Here is a 25,544-nt window from a genome sequence, read left to right as displayed (position 1 = left end):
AGCGCGATGACTGATAAGTACACACAGCTTGTAAGTCAGGGACTAGGGAAGGACGTGGCCAAGAAGCTCGGTCTGCCTCAACCGGTGGTTCTTCGACGCCACGAACCCGGCGCACCCCTCGTTACCGGTCCGGTCCTGGTAAGCGGCGACAGCGCCGGCGCAGATGACCTTGCCACCACAATGCTTGGATGGGGCTTGGACGTCAGGCGCAACGCGTTGCCTAAGGAAAAGCTGGGGGCTATCATCCTGGTCCTTGATGCCGTCCAGCACCCCGAGGACCTGGGCAAACCAGTACTGACCGCGGCCGCTTCCTTGCGGGACCTATCGCCCAACGGTCGTGTCATCACTATCTCCCGGACATCGCAGTCAGCCCGCAACCCGGCATCGGCTGCTGCGCGGCAGGGCATTGATGGGATGTTGCGCTCCCTTGCCAAGGAACTGCGGGCGGGCGCCACAGCCAACGGCATTCTCCTGGACGAGCACTTGGACGAGCATCTGGCAACAACCAGTCCCTCAGCACTGGGGGCGCTGAGGTTCTTCCTCTCAGGCCGATCCGCCTACGTGGACGGACAGTTCATCACCGTCAGCTCAACGTCCGGCAGCTTGCCGAACGACGCCTACAAGCCCCTCGCCGGCAAAGTAGCAGTTGTTACAGGCGCGGCCCGTGGTATTGGTGCAGCAATCGCCAGAACCCTTCACCGCGACGGAGCCAAGGTGGTAGCTGTGGACATCCCGGCAGCCGGGGATCATCTGGCAGCAGTAGCCAACGAAGTACGCGGGACCGCCCTGCAGCTTGATATCAGCCGGGATGACGCAGGACACCGGATCATCGAACACGCGGTGGAACGCCATGGCCGGCTCGACATCGTGGTCCACAACGCAGGAATCACCCGTGACAGGCTGCTGGCCAACATGGACGAGGGCCGCTGGCAGTCAGTCATCGCGGTCAACATCGCCGCCCAACTGAGGATTAACGAAGCCCTTCTGGCATCGGAGCATTTCAAGGAATCACCGCGCATCGTCTCGGTTGCTTCCACCAGCGGCATCGCTGGAAACAGGGGGCAGACCAACTACGGCGCGTCCAAGGGTGGCGTCATAGGGATGGTCAGGTCCACAGCGGCCCTGATGGAACCTTTCGGCGGGACAATCAACGCCGTAGCTCCTGGTTTCATTGAAACCGAGATGACGGCAAAAATGCCCTTCGCGATCCGTGAGGCCGCCCGCAGGCTCAACTCCCTCAAGCAGGGGGGCCAGCCCCAGGATGTGGCCGAGGCCATCGCCTTCCTGGCAAGCGACGCTGCCGGCGGAATATCCGGAGAAGTACTGCGCGTATGCGGGCAGCAACTGGTGGGAGCATGAACCACCCGCAGCCAGTAGTCCTGGGCGAACTGCCGTCCTTGTCCAAGCTGTACGTCAATGCAGCGGCCGCAGCAGCCCGCCGTCGGGTCCTTGGATCCTCCACCGGCAAGAAACGGCTTCCAGCTGTCAGCCACGAGGTCAGGGGAGTACGGGCCGACGTCGAGAACCTCACCGCCTACCAACATCTGCTGGGGGAGACAGCCAGTGATACCCTCCCCGCCGGCTACGTGCATGCTTTGGCATTTCCCGTGTCCATGAGCGTCATGAACCGCGAGGACTTTCCGCTGCCACTTCTTGGCATGATCCACCTGAAAAACCGCATTGAACAGCTGGCTCCCATTCAGTTCGCCCAGAAACTGGACATCCGATCCTGGGCGGAGAATCTCGCCGGGCATAGAGCAGGAACCCAGCTGGACGTAGTTTCCGAAGTCCGGGCGGGTTCCAGCGATGATTTGCTGTGGCGGGGCGTTTCAACCTATTTGGCCAAGGGTGTCTTCCTGCCGGGTATCGACAAAGCGGGCAGTCCGAACGGTGCCTTGGATGCCAGCGATTTTGTCCCTCCGCATCCCACCGCTCTGTGGCAACTCAACCTGGACACCGGCCGAAGCTACGCCGCGGTTTCCGGCGACTTCAATCCGATCCACTTAAGTGTGCTTTCGGCGAAGGCTTTGGGGTTGCGGGGATCCATTGCCCACGGCATGTACCTGGCCTCCCGCGCGCTGGCCGACGTCGGAGCCGTCAAGGCGGACTCATTTGCCTGGAATGTCTCATTCGAAGCCCCGGTCTTCCTTCCAGCGCGGGTTGCCTTGGACATCACCACGCTGCAGTCGGATTCGGGGCATTGGGAACGCTCGGACTACGTGGCGTGGAATCCCCGCAGCGGCAGGCGGCACTTCACCGGAAGCGTTACTGCCTTGCCATGATCCACCAGCAACAACGGCGGCGGCCACCACCAGGTGCCCGCCGCCATTGTTCGTTAACGGCAACTAAAGAAACTGTTCATTAATGACAACTAAAGAAACAGTTGTGATGAAACTCGCACTGTCTCGCATGTTCTTCATACAAACAAAACAAGGCCCGAAATCCATGGATTCCAGGCCTTGCGATGGTGCGCGGAGGGGGACTTGAACCCCCACCCCCTTTCGAGGACTAGCACCTCAAGCTAGCGCGTCTGCCATTCCGCCACCCGCGCAGGTGGTGTTCAGATGGTTTGTTGGGCACCTTCCGGTGCTTTACTTTCCTCCGAAGCAGCGAGAAAAACTCTAACACGGTTTCAGGTCGCTGAAAAATCGGCCCTGGTCCGAGCGCGGGTGTCATCATCTCAGGCCCTTGCCACGGCGAATATTCCGGACGCCGGCAACCGCTGATGGGTAGGCTGATGGAACAAGGGACGCCAGATGCCGCGAAGACCGCAGCGTGCGTCGCCGGAACCTGCAGCCCAGCCACGCAAGGAGAGTTTCCATGTCTGTCATCCGCCCTGAAGATGAAGTTGTCCGGATCTGCCAGGAACTCATCAGGATTGACTCCTCCAACTTCGGCGACGAAACCGGCCCGGGTGAGCGGGCAGCAGCAGAGTACACGGCCGGCCTGATCACCGAAGTCGGCCTCGAAGCCGAGATTTTCGAGTCGGCCCCGGGCCGCGCGAACGTGATAACCCGCATGGCCGGGGAGGATCCTTCAGCCGACGCGCTGGTAGTTCACGGTCACTTGGACGTCGTTCCCGCCCTCAAGGATCAATGGAGCGTTGACCCCTTCAGCGGCGAACTGAAGGACGGACTGATCTGGGGGCGCGGCGCCGTAGACATGAAGGACATGGATGCCATGATCCTTTCAGTCATGCGCAACTTCGCCCGGACGGGCCGCAAGCCAAAGCGCGACATCATTTTTGCTTTCTTCGCCGACGAAGAGGCCGGCGGCACCTACGGGGCACGCTACGCCGTCGAACACCGACGTGAACTTTTCGACGGGGCCACCGAGGCGATCTCGGAAGTGGGTGGATTCTCCGCCACGATCGGTGGCCAGCGGACCTACCTGCTGCAGACCGCTGAGAAGGGATTGTCATGGTTGCGTTTGGTTGCGCATGGCAGGGCGGGCCACGGCTCTCAAATCAATACTGACAATGCTGTCACCCGGTTGGCAGGGGCCGTCACCCGGATCGGGGAATACAAGTGGCCCGTGGAACTGACACCCACCACTCGACAGTTCCTGGACGGCGTGACTGAACTGACCGGCGTCGAGTTCGACGCCGACAACCCGGACATCCTCCTCAAGGAGCTTGGTACTGTAGCTCGCTTCGTCGGCGCCACCCTTCAGAACACTTCCAATCCCACGTACCTGCGCTCCGGCTACAAGCACAACGTCATCCCGGAGTCAGCCGAGGCGTTCGTTGACTGCCGCACGCTGCCGGGCCAGCAGGAGTTGGTGTTCGAGACCATCAAGGAACTCGCCGGCGACGGCATCGACATCAGCTATGTCAACAAGGATGTTTCCTTGGAAGTGCCCTTTGCCGGGAACCTGGTGGATTCCATGATCGATGCCCTGCACACTGAAGATCCGGGCGCGAAAGTCCTTCCCTATACACTCTCAGGGGGCACCGACAATAAGTCGTTGAGCAAGATTGGTATCACCGGTTATGGTTTCGCCCCGCTGATGCTGCCCGACGAGCTCGACTTTACGGGAATGTTCCACGGGGTTGACGAGCGCGTGCCGGCCGAGTCCCTCCAGTTCGGCGCACGGGTCCTGAACACCCTGCTAAGCAACTACTAACGAGGAGGTCCCCGCCGTGAGTCCCGAAGAAATCCTTCCCGACGAACTGCTTGAACGGCTCCGTGGCCGCGCGGCAGGCTACGACGACAACAACCAGTTCTTCCACGAAGACCTTGATGAACTGGCCGCTGCCGGTTACCTCAAGCTGTTCGTGCCAGAGGCCGACGGCGGTTTTGGGCTCGGGCTCGAAGCGGTGGCTGCGTTGCAGCAGCGTCTCGCCACGGCCGCGCCCGCAACGGCATTGGCCGTCAATATGCACCTGGTCTGGACCGGAGTCGCGCAGGTCATGACCGCGCGCGGGGACACGTCATTGGATTTCGTGTTGAAGGAGGCGGGGCAGGGTGAGATTTTTGCGTTCGGCATTTCCGAGGCCGGCAACGACTCCATGCTGTTCGATTCCGGCACGGTTGCCGAGCCGCTGCCGGACGGAAGTTACCGGTTCACGGGCAGGAAGATCTTTACCAGCCTCTCCCGTGGCTGGACCCGGCTGGGAACCTTCGGCAAGGATGCCGACGCCCGGGACGGTGCAGGGGAGCTGGTCTTCGGCTTTCTCAGGCGAGATGAGCCGGGCCACGAAACACTGAGCGACTGGGACACCCTGGGAATGCGTGCCAGCGCGTCCAACACCACCCTCCTGCACGGTGCTGTTGTTCCGCCGGAGCGGATCTTCCGCAAACTGCCGGTGGGTCCCGGTAAGGACCTGCTGTTCTTCGCGATTTTCGCGTGCTTTGAGACGTTGCTCGCCGCTGTGTATACCGGTGTTGCCGAGCGTGCGTTCACCCTTGGGGTAGCGAACGTCAAGCGCAGGGTTTCGGCGAAGCACGGTGGCCGGAGCTACGCCCAGGATCCCGATATCCGTTGGAAGGTGGCCGATGCCGCCTTGGCGATGGACGGCATTTCCCCGCAAATCTCGTCCCTGGCCAGGGATGTGGACAACCTGGTGGACCACGGAGCCCAGTGGTTCCCCAAACTTGTGGGACTCAAGTCCCGGGCAACGGAAAACGCACGCCACGTGGTGGATTTGGCCATTCGGGTGACAGGAGGATCCAGCTACTTCCGCGGTTCCGAGATGGAGCGCCTTTACAGGGATGTCCTGGCGGGAATCTTCCATCCTTCCAACGACGAATCCGCCCATAACACTGTGGCAAATGCATGGTTGGGGCCGCTGGAGGACTAGCTGCATCAACCCGGCCGGTGGTGTCGCAGGGTTCAGACGGTTCGCTGCACGGAGTAGACCTTCCGGCGAAGCCAGAAGCGCCGCCCGCCTCCCAGGTAAAGCACGCTGCGTTCGAGTTCCCACTTGCCGTATTCGGAATGTTCGGCCAGCCGGCGCCGGGCGTCCGGCAACGAATCGTCAGGCCCCACCGTCAGAACGAGGTATTCGTACTGACGTGCATAGTCTCGTTGGCGCTCTACGGAGCTGCCTGGAAATTGTTCTCTCATCCCTCTCCATTTTCGTCTTTTTCCGGCTAACGTGAAGTCATGAGCATCGATCCGCGTGTCGCGCTTCAATCACTGACCGCCGCCCTGGAAGAACATCTGGCCGCCGCATCGGCTCGGAGAGGTGAAGGTGACCCCAACGTTGAGTCGGCCTTTTTCGCCGTCGCTGATGCCTTTGAGGTCTATGAAGATGCGCTGTACGAGGCCTACTCCGAGGTTACTCCGCTGCAGGTCTTCGATGACGAGGATGAAGAAGACGACGATGTCCTGGACGAAGATTTGGAAATCGTGGAGGACTGAACACCCTCATGAACCGGCCACCTTGGGTGGCCGGTTTTTTTATGCCCCTCCCGGCGTCAAAAGATCCCACTCCCGCCTGGATTTCTGCCGTTCGCGCCACAGGGAATGACACCAAAAACACGTAGTCCCGTCCTCCCCGGATAGGTACTCGCACGTAGGCGTGATGGGTAATACTGCGCAAACTTGAGTACCGACTACTGGTGCGTCACCACAGAGCCGCCGCTTCACTGATATGTAGGCAATGGCAGGTCTGCGAAGAAGGCTGACATGGTGAAAGTTCCAGTCTTGCGTACGGGCAAGGTAGCGGCACCCCAAGGTGCGGACCGTGCCTCAGCGCATTCAGTCTTTCCAGCAAAAACTGCCATCGTCGACGTCAATCCGCCGGCGTCTCCCTGGATTGACAAGTCCGTTGCTGCACAACGGGCTGAAAAGGCGGGACTGGCGGCACCAAGGTCCGAGGTCACCCTGGATTTCGTGCCGCCAGTCACCCGCAGAGCGCCGAAAGATAAGTCCACCGCCCGGGGCGGTGACGATTGGGCGCACTCGCTTACCAACAGTCTCCGCATGACAGACACCGCGTTGGTCGCTGCTGCGGTCTTCGCCGGCTTTGTTCTCAACACCGATGGCCTGTCCCTTTCCGCCCAAAGCCCTGGCTACTCACGGCACCTGGTGTTGGGGCTGATACTTGGACTCCTTTGGTTGGGTTCGCTGGAGGTCTACCGCACCCGCGATCCTAAGGTCCTTGGCGTTGGGCCGGAGGAATACAAGCGCGTTCTGTCAGCCAGTTTCCGCGTCTTTGGTTTCCTGGGCATTGTGGCCGTGGTTTTCCGTATTGATGCCGTGAGTTCATTTGTCATCGTTTCCTTGCCGCTTGGCCTGGTGGCGCTCACCGGCAGCAGGTGGAGTTTCCGCCGATGGCTGAGTCACGAGAAGTCCCGTGGACGCTGCCTTTCCCGTGCAATCGTTGTTGGCGAACCCCAGGATGTCCGGTACGTCATCAAACAGATCAACCGAAAGTCCGGCACCGCCTACGACATCCTCGGAGCATGCCTCCCGGGCGCCCGTCGCGGTGCGGTCCTGAAGGTTGACGAACGTCGCGTCCCCGTCCTGTCATCGATCTACGGTATTGCCGACACCGTCCGGCAGACAGGTGCCAACGCGGTCATTGTGGCTGGCCCCGTGCCCGGGGGAAACCAATTCATTCAGGAGCTCGGATGGCGGCTGGAGGAAAACGCGGCAGAACTTGTCCTCGCGGCCGCCCTGACCAACGTAGCCGGCCCCCGCATCCACTGGCGGCCGGTGGAGGGACTTCCACTGATGCACGTGGACATCCCGCACTACTCCGGGGGGAAGCACACTCTGAAGAGGTTGATGGACATTACGGTTTCGGCGTCGGCATTGCTGGTCCTGTCACCGGTCCTGCTGCTCCTGGCCGCCATAGTTAACCACGACAGCCCCGGGCCCGTCCTTTTTCGCCAGGAGCGGGTTGGCCGGCGAGGCAGCACCTTCCACATGCTCAAGTTCCGGTCCATGGTGGTGGACGCCGAATCCCGCTTGGAGGAGCTCAATACCCAGGACGAGGGCGCGGGCGTCCTGTTCAAGATCCGCGGGGATCCGCGTATCACCCGGTGCGGGCGTTGGATGCGTAAGTATTCCCTGGATGAACTGCCACAGTTCTGGAATGTCCTGGTGGGCAATATGAGCCTGGTGGGGCCCCGGCCGCCGCTGGCCAAGGAGGTGAGCGGCTATGAACGTCATACACACCGCCGGCTCCTCATCAAACCCGGCATCACGGGCCTGTGGCAGATCAACGGGCGATCCGACCTTCCATGGGACGAGGCCGTTCGACTGGACCTCTACTACGTGGAGAACTGGTCCATAGCGGGAGACCTGATGATCATGTGGCGGACTTTCAGGGCAATGATCCAACCGACCGGAGCCTACTAGCCAAGAGCTGACCAACACCAAACGAATCGCGCTGTCAACACAGAAGCAGAGTGGGAAATGACCATACGAACCATTCCATCAGGACAATTTAACGGCCACGGGCTGTTGCCCAGGCTCCGCATCGCTGTGGTCGGGGCAGGGTACTGGGGCCCCAATCTTGCCCGGAACCTCAAAGCCAGCCCGGACTGGGATCTCGTTGCCATCTGCGACCTCGACGTCGAGCGGGGCCTCAAGCTCGCGGAGACGGTGGGCGGGGTGGCCGTCGTCGAATCCCTGGACGAGCTGTTGGATACCTACAATCTGGATGCCGTAGCCGTAGCGACTCCCGCGCATACCCATCATGGAGTGGTGATGACAGCCCTGCGCGCAGGCAAACACGTCCTGGTGGAGAAGCCACTTGCCGACAGCCGCACCAAGGGCCTGGAAATGGTGGAAGAGGCAAAGGCGCGGGGATTGGTCCTCATGGCAGACCACACCTACTGCTTCACTCCAGCGGTCCTCAAGATTCAGGAGCTGGTGGCCAGTGGCGCCTTGGGCGACATCCTGTATGTCGACTCCGTCCGCATCAACCTCGGCCTCGTCCAACCGGATGTCAACGTTTTCTGGGACCTGGCACCGCATGACCTGTCCATCCTGGACTTCGTCCTGCCCGGCGGGCTGCATCCCACGGAGATTTCCGCCCACGGCGCGGATCCGCTGGGAACCGGCAGGGACTGCGTTGGACACCTGACCTTCGGTCTGCCCAACGACGCCATGGTCCATATCCACGTGAACTGGCTCAGTCCCACCAAAATCCGGCAAATGGTCATCGGAGGGTCAAAGAGGACCCTGGTGTGGGACGACCTCAACCCCCAACAGCGCCTCAGCGTCTACGACCGCGGGGTCAGCCTGGAGCACCAACCCAGGTCTGCCGCAGACAAACGAACCTCAGCCATTTCCTACCGGCTGGGGGACACGTGGTCCCCGGCCCTGCAGGAACGGGAACCCTTGGGCCAAGTAGTAAGCGAGCTTGCCTCCTCCATCCGCAACCGGACAACACCACGGACCAGCGGTGAATCCGGGCTCCGCGTCCTGTCCGTCCTCGAAGCCGTCACCCGAAGCTTGAGCACTGACGGACAATCAACCATTGTCGCCGGGAATGAAGTCTCCCTCCAGGTTGTACGGTGAAAGAGCTTCCAGGTGCACACGTGCTGGTTACCGGAGGCGCCGGGACCATCGGATCGACGCTGGTTGACCAACTGCTCGACGCCGGCGCGGCGCACGTCGACGTGCTCGACAACCTCGTCCGCGGCCGCCGTGCAAACCTCGGCGACGCCCTCGCCACTGGCAGGGTGCAGCTGATCGAAGGAGACCTGCGCGACCGCGACCTCGTCCACGATCTCACCCGGGGCAAGGACCTCCTCTTCCATCAAGCGGCCATCCGCATCACCCAATGCGCGGAAGAACCACGGCTTGCCCTGGAGGTCCTGGTAGACGGGACCTTCAACGTCTACGAGGCTGCTGCAACACACAAAGTGGACAAACTCATCTCAGCATCAAGTGCCTCCGTTTACGGCATGGCCGAGGCATTTCCCACCAAGGAAACCCACCATCATCACAACAACGACACCTTCTACGGCGCGGCAAAGTCCTTCAACGAAGGAATGGCCAGGAGTTTCCGCGCCATGTCAGGCCTGAACTACGTCCTCCTGAGGTACTTCAACGTCTACGGGCCCCGCATGGACGTCCACGGCCTCTACACCGAGGTACTCGTCCGCTGGATGGAGCGAATAGTCGATGGCCTGCCCCCTATGATTTTCGGCAGCGGAGACCAAACCATGGACTTCATCCATACCGAGGACGTTGCCAGGGCCAATGTCCTTGCTGCCGTCTGCAACGTACGCGAGGGCGTCTACAACGTAGCCAGCGGTACCGAAACCAGCCTGGCGGAACTGGCTCAAACGCTGCTCAAAGTCATGGACTCACCCCTTGATGTGGAACACGGCCCGGAACGGACTGTCAACGGAGTTGCCAGACGCCTCGCAGACGTCACGGCAGCACGCGAAGACCTGGGCTTCGAGGCCGCCGTAGCGTTGGAAGACGGGCTGCGCTCGCTGGTCTCCTGGTGGCGTCCGCTGCGGGAAGAGATCGCCGCAGGCCGCGCGGTAGCCCGCCCCACGGCTCCGGCAGTGGGTGTGCGATGACTATCTCCGAAACCCAGCTGGGCCGTATTGATGTCATGAAGCCATGGTTGGGCGAGGCAGAGGCGCAGGCGCTTGCTGAAGTTGTCGCCTCCGGCTGGGTAGCCCAAGGCCCCAAGGTGCGGGAATTCGAGGACGCTTTTGCAGCTGGCCAGCATGCCGGATTCGCCATCGCAACCTCGAGTTGTACCTCCGCACTGCACCTGGCCCTTGTTGTTGCCGGCGTAGGAGCCGGTGACGACGTCGTGGTGCCGTCCTTCTCCTTCATTGCTACCGCCAATGCTGCTGCATACGTCGGCGCCAGGCCGGTTTTTGCCGATGTCGATCTTCATACAGGCTGCGTCACCGCTGCGACCATCAAAGCTGCACTGACTCCTGCCACCAAAGCGGTCATAGCCGTTGACCAGGGCGGAGTCCCGGTTGACTTGGAACCCATCCGGGCACTCTGCGATCCTCTCGGAATCATTGTGGTGGAGGACGCGGCGTGCGCCATCGGCTCCCTCTACCGCGGACAACCGGTGGGTTCCACGGCGGAGCTGTCAGCGTGGTCATTCCACCCGCGGAAAATCCTCACCACCGGAGAGGGCGGCATGCTCACCACTGCGCGCCAGGACTTCGGTGACAGGGCACGGCGACTTCGTGAACATGCAATGAGCGTTTCCGCCGCCGACCGGCACGCCAGCCTCCTCGCCGCCCCGGAGGAGTACCTCGAAATCGGGTTCAACTACCGCATGACCGATCTTCAGGCCGCCGTCGGAATCGTCCAACTCAGCCGCCTCGAAGCGGTTGTCCGGCGTCGCCGCGAACTCGCAGCGACCTACGCCCAAGCCTTTGCCGGCGTGGAAGGTCTCCGCCTGGTGAGCGATCCGGAGTACGGCATGAGCAACTTCCAGTCGTGCTGGCTTGAGGTGGGCCCCGCCTTCCCCGTCGGACGCGAGGTTCTGATGGCACATTTGGCCTCGGACGGGATATCTGCCCGTCGCGGGATCATGGCCGCGCACCGGCAACCTGCCTATGCAGGCGCCGATACAGGTGCCGCTGAACTGGGAGTCACTGAATGGTTGTCCGACCACACCCTGATCCTCCCGCTTTACCACGAACTTGCACTGCACGACCAAGTTAGGGTCATCGACTCCGTACTGCGCGCGGCGGGACAGCCATGAGCGAGCTACTTCTCATTGCTGCAAGCGGCCTCGCCCGGGAGGTGCTTGCCATGGTCCGCAGCAGCGGGCCGTTCGACGTCGTAGGGATCCTGGACGACGACGAGGACAAGCTGGGCCGCGTCGTGGACGGCGCCCACGTGCTCGGTCCGATCCGTGAGGCCATGAATTACCCCCACGCATTGCTGCTGATTTGCATTGGAACGGGGAGCGGCCGGGAAAGCGTCGTGCTGAGGCTCCGTGCTTTGGGCTTGGCTGAAGACCGCTATGCCACGGCGATAGATCCGTCGGTGCATGTTCCCGAGGGCTGCGTGATTGGCCGGGGAAGCATCATCCTCGCCCACGTGAGCATGACGGCGTCCGTGACCATCGGCAACCATGTTGTTGCCATGCCGGGGGTTACCTTCACCCACGACGACGTGATCGGCGACTATGCCACGTTGGCCTCCGGCGTCTCGCTCGGAGGAAACGTCCACATCGGCAGGGCGGCATACCTCGGAATGAACGCCAGTGTCCGCGAGCGCCTGAGCATTGGGGCGAAAGCGACCATCGGCATGGGGGCCGCTGTCCTTGCCGATGTTCCTGAGGATGAAACCTGGGCGGGTGTGCCGGCCCGGGTGATTCGGCGGGGTAATTCTCCTGAGTTGGAGGGCGTGAAGTGAGGCTGCTGGTATATCCCCACGAGTTGGCCATGGGTGGCAGTCAGATCAATGCTATTGAATTAGCGGCCGCGGTCCGTGACCTCGGCCATGAGGTGGTGGTGTTCGCAACCCCGGGGGTCCTCTTGGACAAGGTTGGAGAGCTGGGACTCGACTTCCTTGAAGCTCCCGCCAGAAGACACAGCGTGGACCCCGGAACTGTCCGCCGCCTGATACAGGCAGTGGACCAGCGGGGCATCGACCTCATCCACAGCTACGAGTGGGCTCCATCCTTGGACGCGTTCTTCGGGCCGGCATTGTTACGCGGTACCCCACAGGTGATGACTGTGCTCTCCATGGACGTTCCGGGCTTTCTGCCCAGGAATGTTCCGCTGATTGTGGGAACAAAGGGCCTGGCCGATGAGCAATCCAAAGTCCGGCCCTTCGTGCACCTCATGGAACCACCCGTGGATACTGACTTCAACGCGTCCCGTGGGACGCTTCCGGCGCGGCGGCAGCTGGGGATCGAGGATCACGCACTGGTAGTTGCCGTGGTAGGCCGGCTGACCAGTGACCTTGGAAAAGTGCAGGGTGTCCTATCGGCTATAAGCGTTGTGGACAGGATCGCAGAGAAGTATCCGGCCATGCTTATAGTCGCTGGTGATGGCCCTGGTCTTCAGGAGGTCAGGTCTTCTGCATCGGCGGTTAACCTCCGGCACGGAAGAGTGGTTATCCGTGTCGAAGGTTTGGTCCTTGATCCGCGGATGATCTACGACGCCGCTGACGTCATCCTCGGCATGGGCAGCTCAGCGCTGCGTGGGATGTCTTTTCGCAAACCTGTAGTTGTGCAGGGTGCCGACGGGTTCTGGTGTCTTTGCACTCCGGGCACAACAGCGCGCTTCCTGCAGGACGGCTTATACGGGCACGGGATTCAAGAGGACCTTGAGCGCACCCTGGCCGGGCTCTTGGCCGACCGCAGATTGCGGATCGCACTGGGCGCCCACGGCAGGACGCTGGTAGAAGAGAACTTCAGTTTGGGCGCAGCGGCCCGCCGGATGATGGCTGTGTACGAATATGGAGACCGCCGGAAGCCGCGGTCGGGGCGCACCGCCGACTATCTGCGCACAAGCTTCGAGGTAGCAAAATTCAGGGCATCCATGAGACGGCAGGCTTTAGCACTGGCCAAAGCAACAACGGGGTCTGTGACATGACGCAGACTCAATCTGAACTCGGACTGCAAGTCAGGCGTGGACTAGCATGGAGCAGCATCAGTAACATCGTCCTGCGTCTGGGGAGCTTGGCAGTGGGCATAGCCCTTGCCCGTCTCCTCAGCCCGGAACAATTTGGGGTGTTCGCCGTGGCGCTCACCGTACAGACGGTGCTGATGACCATGGCAGACCTGGGCATGAGCGCGGATCTCATCCGGTCCGAGGAACCGGCACGGAAAGCGCCAACCATCGCAACATTGGGCGTAGTGGCTGGGACAACGCTTGCAGCCACTATGGCCTTTTCGGCTCAGGGCACAGCGGAACTCCTCGGCAGCCCTGCGGCCGGTCCTGTCATCGCCGTCATGTCTTTCTCACTGCTCCTCGCCGGCGTGGGCGTGGTGCCATACGCAACTTTGCAACGCGACTTTGCCCAGCGGAAACTTTTCATCGTCGCGCTGGTTGATTTCACCGTTGGAACGGCCCTGGTCCTGCTCCTGATCACGTTCGGTTGGGGTGTTATGGCGCTCGCAGCCGGACGCCTGATCTCTCAAGCTGTGTCCCTTCTAGTGCAATTCAGGCTGGCTCGGACGCCGTTCCGTTTGGGGTTCGACAAATCCATCGCGCCGTCAGTGGTTGCCTTCGGCGTTCCCGTAGCAGGCGCCAACCTCTTGTCATGGGCGCTATTGAACGTGGACAACGTGGCCATCTCGCGGCTGGCGGGTCCGGTGGCATTGGGCTATTACTTTCTGGCCTTCAATATTTCGACATGGCCCATGAGTGCCTTGGGCCAAGTGGTGCGTTCCGTTGCGCTGCCGGCCTTCGCCCGGATTTCCGGCACCATGCGAAAACTGAGTTTTGCGATATTTCTCGGACCCGTGTGGGCCGTCGCATTGCTGGCCGGAACCATGCTCGCCCTGCTTTCTGCCCAGCTCATAGAATTCGTGTACGGGGCGCGTTGGCTGCCGTCGGCCGCCGTACTGGTTTGGCTCGGGTTGTTCAGTTCTTTGCGCGTTGGATTTGATCTCGCCGCCTCGTACCTACTTGCGCACGGTGCTGCCCGGGCAACCCTTTACGTCCAAGTCGTCTGGATCGCCGTACTCATTCCAGCGCTGACGTTCGGCGTCATCATTGGCGGGATTGCCGGAGCAGCGGCGGCCCACTTGATGGTGTCGTTCATCGTCGTCGGTCCTGCTTATGCCTTCGCTCTTCACCGGAACGGGGCGGACTTACGTGCGGCGTTCCGCAGTCTGTGGACCCCATGCTTCGCGGCAGTACCTGCTGCAGTAGCCGCCGTGGCGGCCGCTATGCCTTTCGATGGCCCAGTGGAGGGGCTCCTGGCCGGGGGCACCGCCGGCGCGGGAACCTACGCGTTGCTGCTGTGGCGTTGGTTCCTCCGCCGTCTCGGCGAGGTGCGGACCATGCTCGGCAACGATGAAAATGGTCCGGTGAGCGGAAGCCACGCTCCCGGTCCACTGTTGGTGAAGACTAAAATCAGTCAGCCGGCAAGCTTTGCTCCTGCACAAGCCGACACGGTCACTGTGGTCATCACGTGCTACAACTATGGCCGGTTCCTCCGGCAGGCAATTGAGAGCGCCCTCACCCAGAACGGTGTCACAGCGGATGTGATCGTGGTTGATGACGCATCCACGGACAACAGCCATGATGTAGCCCTGGAACTGGCTGCGATGTCCCACAGGGTCAAAGTACTGCGCCACCAGAGTAATCGCGGACCCGTAATTTCGTTCAATGATGGAGCCGCAGGTGCACGGGGCGAGTTCATGGTCCGGCTCGACGCTGATGACATGTTGACACCCGGTTCCCTGCGACGCGCCGTGGACGTCGCGCGCGCCTATCCGTCCGTTGGACTCGTCTATGGACATCCCTTGCACTTTGAGGCCAATGAGCTTCCAGCTCCCCGGCAAGCGGCAAAGGCATGGACTGTGTGGCCGGGACGGGAATGGCTCCGGGAGAGGTGCCGGAGTGGAGTAAACGTCATTACGTCACCTGAAGCTCTGATGCGACGATCCGTCCTCCAAACTATCGGATACCAGGCACACCTCAAGCACACGCACGATATGGAGATGTGGCTCAGGATCGCTGCCTTTGCCGATGTCGCCTACATACATGGCGCGGACCAGGCCTGGCACCGTGAACACGCGGACAGCCTGTCGGCCACAGGGATTGACGAACTGGAGGACCTTAAGGCACGTCGGGACGCCTTCGACGTCCTGTTCTCCGGTCCTACGGCCAATATTCCTGAGGCGCCGGAGTTCAAAGCCGAAGCCAGGCGTGCCCTGGCGAACGATGCACTAACCCGGGCTTGCCACGAATACGACCGGGGGAGTGGCACAGCCCCCAAGGCCGAGGCCTTCGTAGCACTCGCCGCTGAACTCGTGGATAACCCCACAGAACTTGAGGCTTGGAACAGATACGCCAGAAGACGTGCGCTGGGACCGGCTCTGGCCAGCCAACCTTTGTGGTCCGGACCTCCGAGGCTGGCCCGCAGAATCCGACACAAAATGCAGAGGCGGAGGTGGCATAACAGTGGTGTCTAATAACCTCCGAACCGACCCTATCAGCGGGAAGCTCGCCGTGGTCACGCCCAGCTACGGCCCCGATCTGGGACTCTGCAAGGACTTGAACCGCTCGGTCTTGACAATGACTGCCATGGATGTGGTCCACCACATCATTGTGCCGCGGACCGACTTGAACGAGTTTCAAAGCCTGGCCGGACCACGCACAGAAGTTCACGATGCCCGGGAATACCTGCCACTTTCATTCCTCAAACTCCCGTGGCTCAACATGTGGGTCAACGCCGCACGGCCATGGCCGCCGGTTCGTGGGTGGATATGCCAGCAAATCATCAAACTTGCCGTCGTGGCCACACTCGATGCAAGGGGAGTGTTGCTCATGGATTCAGACAGCGTACTGGTCCGACCCACCACCCTGGACGCCTTCAGCGTGGAAGGCGAAGTTTGCATGTATCGAAAACCAGAAGGGGTCGACCATACACTGCCGGGTCACCGACTATGGCACTATTCGGCCCGAAGGCTGCTCGGAATACAGCCGCCCTCCGACGGCGACCTCACCGATTACATTTGCTGGCCTTGCCTGTGGGAACCACAAATAGTGCGGCAGATGCTCCTGCACATCGAAAGCACAACCGGGTCGGCCTGGAGCACAGCCGTGGCGAGCCAGTTGCGATTGTCCGAAATGATGCTTTATGGGATCTTCGTAGACGAAGTCCTGGGCGGAAAACGGGCAACCTCCACAACGATGAAGGGAACAGTCCACTCCGCAGAAGTAGCGCTGAGCGAGGCAGAGATCCAGCAGTTGCTCCATTCAGGACCGCACGACGCCCTTGCAGTCATGCTGTCGGCCAAAGCCGGCATTCCGTTGGAAACAAGGCGGCGTGCACTCAGGGAGTTCACAGACCACGTCAGCGAGATGGGCAGGACGGCGCAGCCATGAACGTCAGCCAATCAACCGCAGCCCATATCCTGTCCCGGCTCAGGCGGGACGGCTGGTCCTCGATGGGAAGGCAGGCCGTAAGGAAAGGAGCACGCGCAGCGCTCGAAAGGTGGAGCCTCGCCGAACCGGATTTCCCCCTGCGCGATGAAGACATCACCGACCCGGCAGGGCTTGTGTATCCAAACGATGTCCCCCTCAGGACGGGTCCCTTGACAGTTGGGTGGGTGTGCACCCCACCCGGCCCCGGATCTGGAGGCCACACTACGTTGTTCCGTATGGTCCGTGCGCTGGAGGATCGCGGGCATCACTGCATCCTTTTCCTCTACGACCGGAACGACGACGACGTATCCCGGCACGAAGCGGTCATCCGCCGACACTGGCCCCTGATGCGCGCGGAAATTCGCAGCGCGACGCAGGGTATGGACGGTATCGATGCCGTCGTGGCGAGTTCATGGTCAACGGCGCACGTCATAGCAGCGCGCTCCCACCACAGCGCCCACCGTTTCTATTTCGTCCAGGATTACGAACCCTATTTCTACCCGCGGGGCGCCCTCTACACACTGGCGGAGGACAGCTATCGATTCGGGTTCAGCACTATAGCGCTGGGTGACATGATCGGCGGTGTCCTTAAGGCCGAACTTGGTCAAGTGCCAGCGGCCACGGTTCCATTTGGCTGCGACACGGACATCTACAATCTGATCCCAAACCAGTCAGGGCGCCCTATACGCAGTGGAGTGGTCTTCTACGCAAAGAAGTCGGTAGACCGCCGGGGATACCTCATCGCCAAAATGGCCCTTGAAAAATTCCACTCATTACGGCCCGATCAGGAAGTTCACGTCTACGGTGACAAGACGTCCGGTTGGAACATTCCCGTCACGAATCACGGGAATCTAGCACCGCAGCAACTCAACGAACTGTACAACCAAACCATAGCCGGCCTCGCAATATCGTTCACCAACATCTCGCTGGTGCCCGGCGAGCTCCTGGCGGCCGGGAACGTGCCCGTTCTCAATGAATCCCTTTTTTCCTCCCAGGAACTGACAGATCCTGACGTCGTATGGGTGCCGGTATCACCCCACCGGCTCGCCGCAGCGCTCGCAAGGGTGGTCAGCGCCTCTGACATTCATGAGCGCGCACAGCGAATCGCACAGCGGCCGCGCCCGGACTGGTCGCATTCCCAAGCAGCATTCGCCGGAATTGTTGAGTCGCGCTGCACCAGACACCAACGGTGGGAAATGACATGAAGCGCAGAATCCGCCCGTTCAACGTCCTTCCGCCCAGGCACGAGGTCCAGCTGGTGGATTTGGACCTCACCCCGAGTCCTGGCAGGCGCGTTGGTTTCCTGCTGAGGATTGCGGCCTTTGGAATCTTCTTCTTCCCATCCAACATGGTGGTGAAGCCGTTGGGCGCCATCGGGACAGTGCCCCTGCTTCTGGCCCTTCTAGTTCTGGCGGTGTGGCTGTGTTCCGTCCTATTCGGCTTGCAGAACCCTCTGAGCCCGCGTCACCCGGGACGTATCGGGCTGGTCCTGCTGTGGGTCGGAACCTGCGCTTCCTACGCAGCATTGTATTCGGGTTACACAGGCGGTAGTTCTGTAACTGCGCGGGCGGCCGCGGACCGCTGGCTCATCTTGCTCCTTGCGAGCGCCGGCATCATTCTCGTCACAGCCGAGGCCGTGCGGACACTCAACGATGCAATGTCCCTGTCCCGGGCAATACTGGCAGGAGCATTCTTCTGCTGTGTGGTGGCTGTCATTCAATTCTTCTTCAGGATCAACCCCATGGAGTGGGTGCAGGCCGCAATGCCAGGGTTCACAGACAACGGAGGAAACACGCCCTTTCAGATGCGCGGCTTCATGATGCGCGTCTCTGGCAGCACTTTTCATTCCATTGAACTGGCCGTGGTTGCTTCCATGCTTTTGCCGCTCTCCATATGGAGAGCGGTCTATGACAAGAGTGGACGAAAGTGGCTCCATTGGGTGGGAACGTCCCTCTTGGTCTTTGCCATAGCATCCACGGTATCCAGGTCCGGCATCCTTGGATTGGTCACCGGGCTTCTCGTCTTCATACCGTTTCTTCCACGAATCGCCCGGCGGTGGGCTTTGGTGGCAACACCCGCCGTCATAGCCGTGCTGTTCCTGGGCGTACCGGGGCTGGTCGGCACCTTGACAGCCTCGTTTACGGCGGGCGAAGACGACCCTTCAATCACTACGCGAACCAACAACTATCCGAGGGTGGCCGCCATGGTCGCCGAACACCCCTATTTTGGGGTGGGTCCCGGGAATTACATGCCCACCAACGCCATCTACATCTTGGATAACCAGTATCTGAATTCTTTGGTCACCATCGGCGTCGTCGGACTGATCGGGCTTATTGCCTATCTGGCCATACCCGGCCTCTCAAGCCTGCTGGCCGCCCGGGCGTCCCGGATTCCGGCCCTCCGGTGCTTTACCGGCGCTGTCTCCGCGGCCGGTGTCATCGCGGCCGTTTGCTCCCTGACCTTTGATTCGATGTCTTTCCCCGTCTTTGCTTTGATGTACCCCTTCATCGTTGGGTTAGCAGGAGGGGCATGGATCATGGTTGGACGGGAACTGGAACTCCGAAAAAAAGTGCCATCGATAATTGGCAACAGCCCGGTGCCGGCGGGACCAGCACCCAAAACTCCCAAGGGGGAGATATGGATCCAATAGCAGTACTCAAGACCCTGTGGCACCACAAAGTCTTTGTCCTGCCAGTGCTGTTCCTGACCGCATTCGCAGCCGTCTACATGTACTCCTACGCGCCCCGATCATATGAGGCCCTGACGACCTACGCGATTGTAAATCCAAAGATCCCGTCATCCCAGGAAATAGAAAAGGACCCCGCCCTGGGTGCCCTCAATACCGATAATCCCTATCTGCGGTCGGCCGATTCATCATTGATAACCCAAGTCATCACCACCAGGCTGAATGACGCCTCGACAAGCGAAGCGCTGGACAAGGCCGGCCTGGCCACCGACTACAAGGTAGAACGTCCCTCCGCGGCGTTCCTGGTGGAAATCAGTGCCGTTTCAGATAGCGAAGACATCGCGTTGGACACTGTGCGTGCCCTTGGAACACGGTTGGAACAGGAACTCCACACAATCCAGACGGTCAATGGCGCTTCTGACCGGTACCTGTTCACCTCATTGGTGGTCGCTGTGCCTGATAAAGCAACTGAACAGTTCTCAAGCCGTCTGAGATCGCTCATCGTGGTGGTGGTGGCCGGCCTGGTCCTCACGCTGGGGGCGGTATCACTGGCACGATCGGTGGAATCAGCACGCGAACGGGCCAGAACAGAACGCACAACCTCCGCTCTGACCAGGAAGGGCCGTAAAAGGCGCACAGGTGAAGCACAGAATCCGGAGGATAAACGCGCCGCTTCTTCCCGCGCAGACACGCTCTCCGAACTGGAAACGCTGGTGGAGCTGGATGCGCCCTCACCGAAGCAAGAACTGCTCCGGCAACGTAACCCCCTTCAGGACATCCTCAATGCCGACGTTGACCATAATGCTCCCAACAAGAGAACGACTGTGTGACCACCAACGCTACTGAACACTGCAACCAACGAACGACCGAGGCTCAGAAGGGCGGGACATGGTTCGATTCGGGTACTTCGTGCCTGAGTTCCCAGGACAAACACACGGCTTCTTTTGGCGTGAGCTTCGGGCGCTCAAGCAGTTGGGACTTGAGCCGGAACCCGTCTCAACCCGGCCGCCCCGCCAATTGGCTCTCATGCCGGAGTGGGCAGGCAAAGAAGTGGCTGCAACCCACTATTTGACACCGCCCAACATCAAAACCGCCGTGGGCGGGGGCGTAAGAGCATTTCGCGCGGTGACTGGAGGCCGCCTGGGCGCCATCGTCGGCAGCTCGGCCAGTCCCTACGAGTCTTCCAGGGAGCTTGGTAACCCGCGGCTGGGCAACGCCGTTGCACGCACCGTGGCCCTGCTCTGGGCTGGCGGGGCACTTGCTCGACACGCGGAGACACGTCAGTGGGACCACATCCATGTGCACTCATGTGCAGACGCCGCACAAGTAGCTCTCTTCGCACATGCCATCTCGGGCATACCCTACAGCCTGACCCTGCACGGCCCTCTGAGCGACTACGGGCCCAACCAGCTACATAAATGGCAAAACGCCGAGTTCTCGGTGGTGATTACGGCACGGCTTCTGGCCGAAGTCAGGGAAGCATTGGACGGCCATCTGCCGGGAGAAATCCGGGTAGCGCCCATGGGTGTGGACTTGAACACCTTTACACGGGTGGCCCCGTACAAACCTTGGTCAGGCCAGGGCCAAGCTCGAATCTTCTGTTGCGCACGGCTGAATCGAAGCAAGGGTCATTCGGATCTACTCAAAGCAATCAACATAGTTATGCGTTCCGGCGTTGATCTGCACCTGACAATGGCCGGTGAGGACGAGCTCGGTGGTTCTGGTTACCGACAGGAGCTTGAGCGTCAGGTCCGCGAGCTCGGTTTGGAACGCAACGTGCGTCTTTTGGGCGCGGTCCCGGAACACAAAGTCCAAGAAGAACTTGCCACTGCGCATCTATTTGCCTTGGCGAGTCACTCAGAACCGCTCGGAGTCGCCATCATGGAAGCCATGGCCATGGGGGTGCCCGTCGTGGTGACAGCCGCGGGTGGTGTCCGGGAACTGGTAAGGGGGGGTGAAAGCGGAATTCTGGTGGAACCCCACAATCCCGGCCGGCTCGCGGAGGAAATTATCGAACTCCTCCGGCATCCCAACAAAGCCGTATCAATCGCTGAACAAGGGCGTTCCAGGATTGAAGAGGCTTTCGATGTCAGAACAAGCGCGCTCGTACTGGCTGAACTGATGGAATCGAAAAGACGGAGAGGCAGAGCATGAAGCCGCAAACAGCATGGGTCCTGGGTGTCGTTGCCATTGCGAGCATTGTCCTAGCTGTTGCTGCGGCTGGCGGCGCTATTCCGCCTTCACCACACGGGACCAGCGCATCCAGCGCCTCGCCGACGCAGAATGTCACCGCGGCGCCGGTAGCCCTTCGGCAAGTAGACGGCGGACAGGCCTACTACGCCCAGTTCAGGGCTGGCCTTCCCGCTGAGGATTCATTCTTTCCCATCGGTGTGTGGCTGGAAAGTGTCTTGGACAAGGGAAACGTGTCCATGGATTCCGATGCCGGAATCAACACCTACGTGGAGCTCACCGCCAACTCGAACGTTCAATTGATCCAGGACTCCGGCATGTTCGCACTGCCTTCCTTCCCGCATGAAGCCGCTGCCGGCTACACGCTCAGCGACGAAGTGGACATGTGGGCGGGCCCGGGCGACGCGCAGTGGACAGGCAACTACCCTGGCGAGGGACCCGTCTGTTCACCGGACGGGACGCCGTGCGGCTACACGATCCAGAGGGACCGCCGTGCCCTGGCCCCCAAAGAAGCCATGCTCTACGCCAACTACGGCAAAGGCGTTACATTCTGGGAATCCGACACGGTAGCGGGAAAGTTTGTCAGAGGCCTCCAGGACGTGGTGTCCGCAGATAACTACTGGTTCACGGATCCCAATATCTGCGGAAAAGGCGAGGGCGGAGCCATCGTCGACTACACCCGGGACCTGAACCCCGACGAGTGCCGGCTCGCAGCAAACTATGGCTGGACCATAGACCGGCTGCGTGGGCTCCAGGACCCATCTGCGATGATTCCCGTCTGGGCCTTTATCGAGAACGGTCATCCATCGGGTGACGTAGCGGGGACTAAAACAATCACCGGCCCTGAACTCAAGGCCGCAGTCTGGAGCAGCCTCATCCACGGCGCCCGGGGAATCATCTATTTCAACCACAATTTCGGCGGCCCATGCGTCACCCAACACGTCATCAGGGACTGCGGCAAAGACATAGTGCCCACACTCACTACCGTGAACAAGCAAATCACAGACCTCGCACCCGTCCTCAACGCCCCCTTCCTTGACGGCGCCGCCACAGCCACGGGCCCCGTAGACCTCGCCACCAAACTCCACAACGGCCACGTCTACATCTTCGCGGGAGCGAACAAGAACACCGGCGGCGCAGCGACCTTCACGCTGAAATGCGGCGGCAGCACCGCCGTCGTCATCGACGAAAACCGCACCATCCCCATAGTGGCCGGAACCTTCACCGACACTTTCGCCGACGGCAACGCCGTCCACCTTTACAGCATTGAAGGCGGGGGCAGCTGCGGCTTCTGACTAACGGCTGGTATCGTCCCGCTCCCAACCAGGCAGCGTCTGAGGGCCAAACAGCGCACGACGGCGGCCCGCACCGGCGAACACGACGTAAACGGCGGCATCGAAAACGCTCAGCGGCCCCCTGACGGAGGCAAGCAACTGCCGAACAGTCCTCGCCGTGGAGGCACCGCCGGATACGCGATCCTGCTCCGCATTGCCCCGATACGTGCGCCTAAGAACAGACATCAACGCCTTGCACGTTCGGGGCGTCCGCACCACCACAGGAACCGTAGCCAACACCGCCTTCTCATGGGCAGAGAAGAGCCGATCCACATAGTAGTCATCACCAGTAAGAGGAGGAAAAGACCCCAGCCGCTCATGCCCGCTGAAACTCAACCCATAAGCACCCGCACCCCAAAGCGCCTCGGCATTGCCCGGTATACGGGAACGGGCACGGTAATACGAGCGCACCAATACCGAAGCGCCCTCGGTGTCATAGCGAAAAGCCGGACGGGCAGCCAGCAAAGTCCCATCCTCCAAAGCAACAAAAACTGCATGAAGCGCAGGGGCACTGACTTCAATATCGGCATCCAGGTACACGCGCGGCCATCGCTGCGTTGCCTGATCGGCAGCGTTCAACGCCGCAGTCTTGGAAGCCTCCGGCACGTGAAGCACCTGAACACCCCCGTACCTCGACGCGATAGCCTCCGTGGCATCCTTACACCCGTTACATGCCACCACCACATCAACTGTGCCCCACGCGATGACCTCACTCAACGCCTCAAGCGTCCTGCTGATAACACCGGCCTCATTATGCGCCGGGATGATCACCGCACCGGAAGGATGGGTAACAGTCATGGCGTGGCTGCCGTCGTGGTCCGCGTCGCGTGCGGGAGCCTCTCCCAACGCCGCTGCATAAGGACCGCCAATGCAGCATCCCGATGCCCGGCTTTGTTCAACCGCGCAATTTCCGCAGCCAACACAGCACCACGGAATGCCAACGCCCGCCCACGTCCAAGATACTTCTCTGCATACCGCACCCTGTTGACCGACATCAAAGCAGTCAACTGCGGAGATGACCCCGAACCACCACGTTCATGCCACATCCGGGCAGCGGGTTCGAACCAAATGGAGAAACCCGCCGACCTCACCCGATGGCAATAGTCCGTCTCCTCCGAATACAAAAAGAACTGCTCATCCCAAGCACCCACCGCCTCCGACGCCGCAGAGCTAATCAGCAGAGCCGCACCCGTGGCCCAATCAACCCGGTGCCCGTGCAAATAGCTCTCAGTGTCAAAGTCCATCTCCGACAACCAACCCGGCCTGCCCTTCGCATGGCTACCCAAAGCAGCATCACCCAGCGCTCGCAGAACGCCCGGTTCACGGCGTAGCGACGGGTAGATGCTTCCGTCATCGTCCAACAGGACCGGTACCACCATGCCGGCTCCCTGCTCATCCATCCGCTGGAGCATGGCGGCCACCGCGCCTGGTTCCACGCGGAGGTCCGGGTTCAGGATGAGGTAGCTTCCTGCTTCCCCTGCAACAGAGAACGCAGCGTTGATTCCGCCCGCATAGCCGAGGTTTCCGCCCGTTCGCACTGCTGTGATGTCGGGGTGGTGTGCGAGCTCACGCAGCGTGCTCTCATCCGGGGAGTTGTCCGCCACCACCACTTTGATGGAAACATCGGCTGCTTCCTTGCGCAGGCTCGCCACCAGCGGCCCGACGTCGTCAGCGTTGTTGTAGGTGACAACCACGACGGCGACGTCGGCCGCTTCGGTGGCCGGGACGAACGATCCCGGAGCCCGGCTGGGCACGGGTTCCGGGACAGCGTATGCGGCGCTGGAAAGCAGCTTTCTTGGCTCGACGTCGGAACTGCTGGCGGTCCGCAACTTCACGTATGCCTCCGGCCCCTCCACCAAATAACGGCGTGCCAAGCGGCGTGGCTCCAGCATCAGGCGCCATGCCCACTCAAGGCTGTGCGAACTGGCCCAGGAGGGAGCCCGCCGGACGTTCCCCGCCAGGAAATCGACCACGGCACCGAATGCCAGCAGGACCTTGGCGCCGGTCAGGTGACCGTACTCGGCTATCCACAGTTCCTGTCGGGGTTTTCCCAAGCAAACAATCAGGACATCGGGCGATGCCGCCCGTATCTCCCGGGCGAGCCTGCGGGAGGCTGCTGCGTCTCCCAGCGTGGACCTGGCGGGAGCCCACCAACCAACTACCTTCAGCTCAGGCCGCTCGGTTACGAACTTGCTTGCGATCAGTTTTTGGGTCTCTTCCGAACCTCCCAGAAAGCCCAGGCGCAAGCCGCGTGCCGCTGCTCCTGCCAGGAAGGGGTGAATGAGGTCGCTGCCGGCAAGCCGGGGCCATGTCTTTGACGTCAGGCGCCGAGCCTGGGTGGCCAGGGGGGCGCCGTCAATCAGGGTTAACCATTCAACAGGTGCGGGCGGGTCCAAAGTGCCTATCCAGCGGCTTCCGGTTCCGAAGTGTCGGATATGGTCCAGGTTTGCGGAGCAGACGCCCAGAGGGGGAGCATCGGGGGAGCCGGCGCGATCCAAAATTTCCCGAAGCGCGCCCTCAGCCTCCATGAGCTTGACGGGGACCCCGCCCAGATTCACCCAAGGAGCCTTAGCCACCGTCTCTGCGGAAGCGGCCACACTGTGGTGGTCCTCGCCCTGGGGTACGCCGGCGGGGACGCCGCGACGCGGGTAAAAGTGGGGGACTGCCCTGTGGAGGAGATCTCCCACGGGCATGATTTTCGGTAGCAGCATTCTCGGCTCCAACTCAAGGCATCACCATGTGGCCGACGATCCGAGGCTGCTGCACTGCCTGGATCGTCGGTGGCGGACCAGTGCCGCCGTGTCAACATGTTTATTTGAGTTGTCT

21 protein-coding genes and 1 tRNA gene are annotated in these 25,544 nt (G+C 61.2%); 18 read left to right on the top strand and 4 right to left on the bottom strand.

Going from position 1 to position 25,544, the window contains the following annotated elements; genetic code table 11:
- Positions 1-6: 6 nt before the first annotated feature.
- Both EU811_RS15290 and EU811_RS15285 read left to right on the top strand, forming a co-directional pair.
- Entirely contained in the window at positions 7-1,359 is a 1,353-nt protein-coding gene (locus tag EU811_RS15290; RefSeq protein WP_142939191.1) for a 3-oxoacyl-ACP reductase, read from the top strand.
- Positions 1,356-2,282 carry a MaoC/PaaZ C-terminal domain-containing protein gene (locus EU811_RS15285; RefSeq protein WP_142939190.1) on the top strand — a complete coding sequence of 309 codons (927 nt, stop codon included), beginning with the start codon at positions 1,356-1,358 and terminating at the stop codon, positions 2,280-2,282. The genes EU811_RS15290 and EU811_RS15285 overlap by 4 nt, the downstream gene beginning before the upstream one ends.
- 183 nt (positions 2,283-2,465) lie before the next feature.
- On the opposite strand, the gene EU811_RS15280 is transcribed toward EU811_RS15285, so the two are convergent.
- A tRNA-Leu gene (locus EU811_RS15280) sits at positions 2,466-2,551 on the bottom strand.
- Positions 2,552-2,820: 269 nt separating this feature from the next.
- On the opposite strand from EU811_RS15280, the gene EU811_RS15275 reads away from it, so the two are divergent.
- Both EU811_RS15275 and EU811_RS15270 read left to right on the top strand, forming a co-directional pair.
- On the top strand, positions 2,821-4,125 hold the full coding sequence (locus EU811_RS15275) for a M20/M25/M40 family metallo-hydrolase (protein ID WP_142939189.1): 1,305 nt from the start codon (positions 2,821-2,823) through the stop codon (positions 4,123-4,125).
- 16 nt (positions 4,126-4,141) lie between these two features.
- Positions 4,142-5,302: an acyl-CoA dehydrogenase family protein gene (locus EU811_RS15270; protein WP_142939188.1), complete on the top strand. Its 1,161-nt coding sequence runs from the start codon at positions 4,142-4,144 to the stop codon at positions 5,300-5,302.
- Positions 5,303-5,334: 32 nt separating this feature from the next.
- Here the strand turns inward: EU811_RS15270 and EU811_RS15265 are convergent, their stop codons facing one another.
- Positions 5,335-5,568 carry a DUF5703 family protein gene (locus EU811_RS15265; protein WP_011774832.1) on the bottom strand — a complete coding sequence of 78 codons (234 nt, stop codon included), beginning with the start codon at positions 5,566-5,568 and terminating at the stop codon, positions 5,335-5,337.
- Positions 5,569-5,607: 39 nt separating this feature from the next.
- Between EU811_RS15265 and EU811_RS15260 the strand changes: the two genes are divergently transcribed.
- The 14 genes from EU811_RS15260 (at position 5,608) to EU811_RS15195 (ending at position 22,679) form a co-directional block, all read left to right on the top strand.
- The gene (locus EU811_RS15260; RefSeq protein ID WP_142939187.1) at positions 5,608-5,865 is read left to right on the top strand and encodes a hypothetical protein; all 258 of its coding nucleotides are present in this window, start codon (positions 5,608-5,610) and stop codon (positions 5,863-5,865) included.
- Positions 5,866-6,132: 267 nt separating this feature from the next.
- Positions 6,133-7,812: a sugar transferase gene (locus EU811_RS15255; protein WP_142939186.1), complete on the top strand. Its 1,680-nt coding sequence runs from the start codon at positions 6,133-6,135 to the stop codon at positions 7,810-7,812.
- A gap of 57 nt (positions 7,813-7,869) precedes the next feature.
- On the top strand, positions 7,870-8,979 hold the full coding sequence (locus EU811_RS15250) for a Gfo/Idh/MocA family protein (RefSeq protein WP_142939185.1): 1,110 nt from the start codon (positions 7,870-7,872) through the stop codon (positions 8,977-8,979).
- Positions 8,976-9,995: an NAD-dependent epimerase/dehydratase family protein gene (locus EU811_RS15245; RefSeq protein ID WP_142939184.1), complete on the top strand. Its 1,020-nt coding sequence runs from the start codon at positions 8,976-8,978 to the stop codon at positions 9,993-9,995. Before EU811_RS15250 ends, EU811_RS15245 begins: the two co-directional genes overlap by 4 nt.
- Positions 9,992-11,155: a DegT/DnrJ/EryC1/StrS family aminotransferase gene (locus tag EU811_RS15240; RefSeq protein WP_142939183.1), complete on the top strand. Its 1,164-nt coding sequence runs from the start codon at positions 9,992-9,994 to the stop codon at positions 11,153-11,155. Before EU811_RS15245 ends, EU811_RS15240 begins: the two co-directional genes overlap by 4 nt.
- Positions 11,152-11,814: an acetyltransferase gene (locus tag EU811_RS15235; RefSeq protein ID WP_142939182.1), complete on the top strand. Its 663-nt coding sequence runs from the start codon at positions 11,152-11,154 to the stop codon at positions 11,812-11,814. Before EU811_RS15240 ends, EU811_RS15235 begins: the two co-directional genes overlap by 4 nt.
- Positions 11,811-13,001, top strand: a complete 1,191-nt coding sequence (locus tag EU811_RS15230; RefSeq protein ID WP_142939181.1) for a glycosyltransferase family 4 protein — start codon at positions 11,811-11,813, stop codon at positions 12,999-13,001. Before EU811_RS15235 ends, EU811_RS15230 begins: the two co-directional genes overlap by 4 nt.
- Positions 12,998-15,553 carry an oligosaccharide flippase family protein gene (locus EU811_RS15225; protein ID WP_142939180.1) on the top strand — a complete coding sequence of 852 codons (2,556 nt, stop codon included), beginning with the start codon at positions 12,998-13,000 and terminating at the stop codon, positions 15,551-15,553. Before EU811_RS15230 ends, EU811_RS15225 begins: the two co-directional genes overlap by 4 nt.
- On the top strand, positions 15,546-16,469 hold the full coding sequence (locus EU811_RS15220; RefSeq protein ID WP_238703420.1) for a DUF6492 family protein: 924 nt from the start codon (positions 15,546-15,548) through the stop codon (positions 16,467-16,469). Before EU811_RS15225 ends, EU811_RS15220 begins: the two co-directional genes overlap by 8 nt.
- On the top strand, positions 16,466-17,713 hold the full coding sequence (locus tag EU811_RS15215) for a rhamnosyltransferase WsaF family glycosyltransferase (RefSeq protein WP_142939179.1): 1,248 nt from the start codon (positions 16,466-16,468) through the stop codon (positions 17,711-17,713). The genes EU811_RS15220 and EU811_RS15215 overlap by 4 nt, the downstream gene beginning before the upstream one ends.
- On the top strand, positions 17,710-19,158 hold the full coding sequence (locus tag EU811_RS15210; protein WP_142939178.1) for an O-antigen ligase family protein: 1,449 nt from the start codon (positions 17,710-17,712) through the stop codon (positions 19,156-19,158). Before EU811_RS15215 ends, EU811_RS15210 begins: the two co-directional genes overlap by 4 nt.
- Positions 19,146-20,024 carry a chain-length determining protein gene (locus tag EU811_RS15205; protein WP_142939177.1) on the top strand — a complete coding sequence of 293 codons (879 nt, stop codon included), beginning with the start codon at positions 19,146-19,148 and terminating at the stop codon, positions 20,022-20,024. Before EU811_RS15210 ends, EU811_RS15205 begins: the two co-directional genes overlap by 13 nt.
- A 58-nt stretch (positions 20,025-20,082) precedes the next feature.
- A complete protein-coding gene (epsE, locus tag EU811_RS15200; protein WP_142939176.1) occupies positions 20,083-21,348 on the top strand; it encodes an exopolysaccharide biosynthesis GT4 family glycosyltransferase EpsE in 1,266 nt (421 codons plus the stop codon).
- Positions 21,345-22,679: a hypothetical protein gene (locus EU811_RS15195; protein WP_142939175.1), complete on the top strand. Its 1,335-nt coding sequence runs from the start codon at positions 21,345-21,347 to the stop codon at positions 22,677-22,679. Before epsE ends, EU811_RS15195 begins: the two co-directional genes overlap by 4 nt.
- Here the strand turns inward: EU811_RS15195 and EU811_RS15190 are convergent, their stop codons facing one another.
- On the bottom strand, positions 22,680-23,516 hold the full coding sequence (locus tag EU811_RS15190) for a glycosyltransferase (protein ID WP_142939174.1): 837 nt from the start codon (positions 23,514-23,516) through the stop codon (positions 22,680-22,682). It lies immediately after the preceding gene.
- Positions 23,513-25,411, bottom strand: a complete 1,899-nt coding sequence (locus tag EU811_RS15185; protein WP_238703427.1) for a WecB/TagA/CpsF family glycosyltransferase — start codon at positions 25,409-25,411, stop codon at positions 23,513-23,515. The genes EU811_RS15190 and EU811_RS15185 overlap by 4 nt, the downstream gene beginning before the upstream one ends.
- Positions 25,412-25,544 lie beyond the last annotated feature (133 nt).

It is taken from the genome of Arthrobacter sp. TS-15, assembly GCF_006964045.1.
GTDB lineage: Bacteria > Actinomycetota > Actinomycetes > Actinomycetales > Micrococcaceae > Arthrobacter.
The sequence above is the reverse complement of the archived record's forward strand: the minus strand, read 5'-3'. Positions and strand labels throughout refer to the sequence as shown.

What these genes read in the sequence shown, in the direction of transcription:
- EU811_RS15290 (WP_142939191.1), top strand. Translation starts at nt 7, where the DNA reads ATGACTGATAAGTACACACAGCTTGTAAGTCAGGGACTAGGGAAGGAC.
- EU811_RS15285 (WP_142939190.1), top strand. Translation starts at nt 1,356, where the DNA reads ATGAACCACCCGCAGCCAGTAGTCCTGGGCGAACTGCCGTCCTTGTCC.
- EU811_RS15275 (WP_142939189.1), top strand. Translation starts at nt 2,821, where the DNA reads ATGTCTGTCATCCGCCCTGAAGATGAAGTTGTCCGGATCTGCCAGGAA.
- EU811_RS15265 (WP_011774832.1), bottom strand. Translation starts at nt 5,568, where the DNA reads ATGAGAGAACAATTTCCAGGCAGCTCCGTAGAGCGCCAACGAGACTAT.
- EU811_RS15260 (WP_142939187.1), top strand. Translation starts at nt 5,608, where the DNA reads ATGAGCATCGATCCGCGTGTCGCGCTTCAATCACTGACCGCCGCCCTG.
- EU811_RS15255 (WP_142939186.1), top strand. Translation starts at nt 6,133, where the DNA reads ATGGTGAAAGTTCCAGTCTTGCGTACGGGCAAGGTAGCGGCACCCCAA.
- EU811_RS15250 (WP_142939185.1), top strand. Translation starts at nt 7,870, where the DNA reads ATGACCATACGAACCATTCCATCAGGACAATTTAACGGCCACGGGCTG.
- EU811_RS15240 (WP_142939183.1), top strand. Translation starts at nt 9,992, where the DNA reads ATGACTATCTCCGAAACCCAGCTGGGCCGTATTGATGTCATGAAGCCA.
- EU811_RS15235 (WP_142939182.1), top strand. Translation starts at nt 11,152, where the DNA reads ATGAGCGAGCTACTTCTCATTGCTGCAAGCGGCCTCGCCCGGGAGGTG.
- EU811_RS15225 (WP_142939180.1), top strand. Translation starts at nt 12,998, where the DNA reads ATGACGCAGACTCAATCTGAACTCGGACTGCAAGTCAGGCGTGGACTA.
- EU811_RS15215 (WP_142939179.1), top strand. Translation starts at nt 16,466, where the DNA reads ATGAACGTCAGCCAATCAACCGCAGCCCATATCCTGTCCCGGCTCAGG.
- EU811_RS15210 (WP_142939178.1), top strand. Translation starts at nt 17,710, where the DNA reads ATGAAGCGCAGAATCCGCCCGTTCAACGTCCTTCCGCCCAGGCACGAG.
- EU811_RS15205 (WP_142939177.1), top strand. Translation starts at nt 19,146, where the DNA reads ATGGATCCAATAGCAGTACTCAAGACCCTGTGGCACCACAAAGTCTTT.
- epsE (WP_142939176.1), top strand. Translation starts at nt 20,083, where the DNA reads ATGGTTCGATTCGGGTACTTCGTGCCTGAGTTCCCAGGACAAACACAC.
- EU811_RS15195 (WP_142939175.1), top strand. Translation starts at nt 21,345, where the DNA reads ATGAAGCCGCAAACAGCATGGGTCCTGGGTGTCGTTGCCATTGCGAGC.
- EU811_RS15190 (WP_142939174.1), bottom strand. Translation starts at nt 23,516, where the DNA reads ATGACTGTTACCCATCCTTCCGGTGCGGTGATCATCCCGGCGCATAAT.
- EU811_RS15185 (WP_238703427.1), bottom strand. Translation starts at nt 25,411, where the DNA reads ATGCCCGTGGGAGATCTCCTCCACAGGGCAGTCCCCCACTTTTACCCG.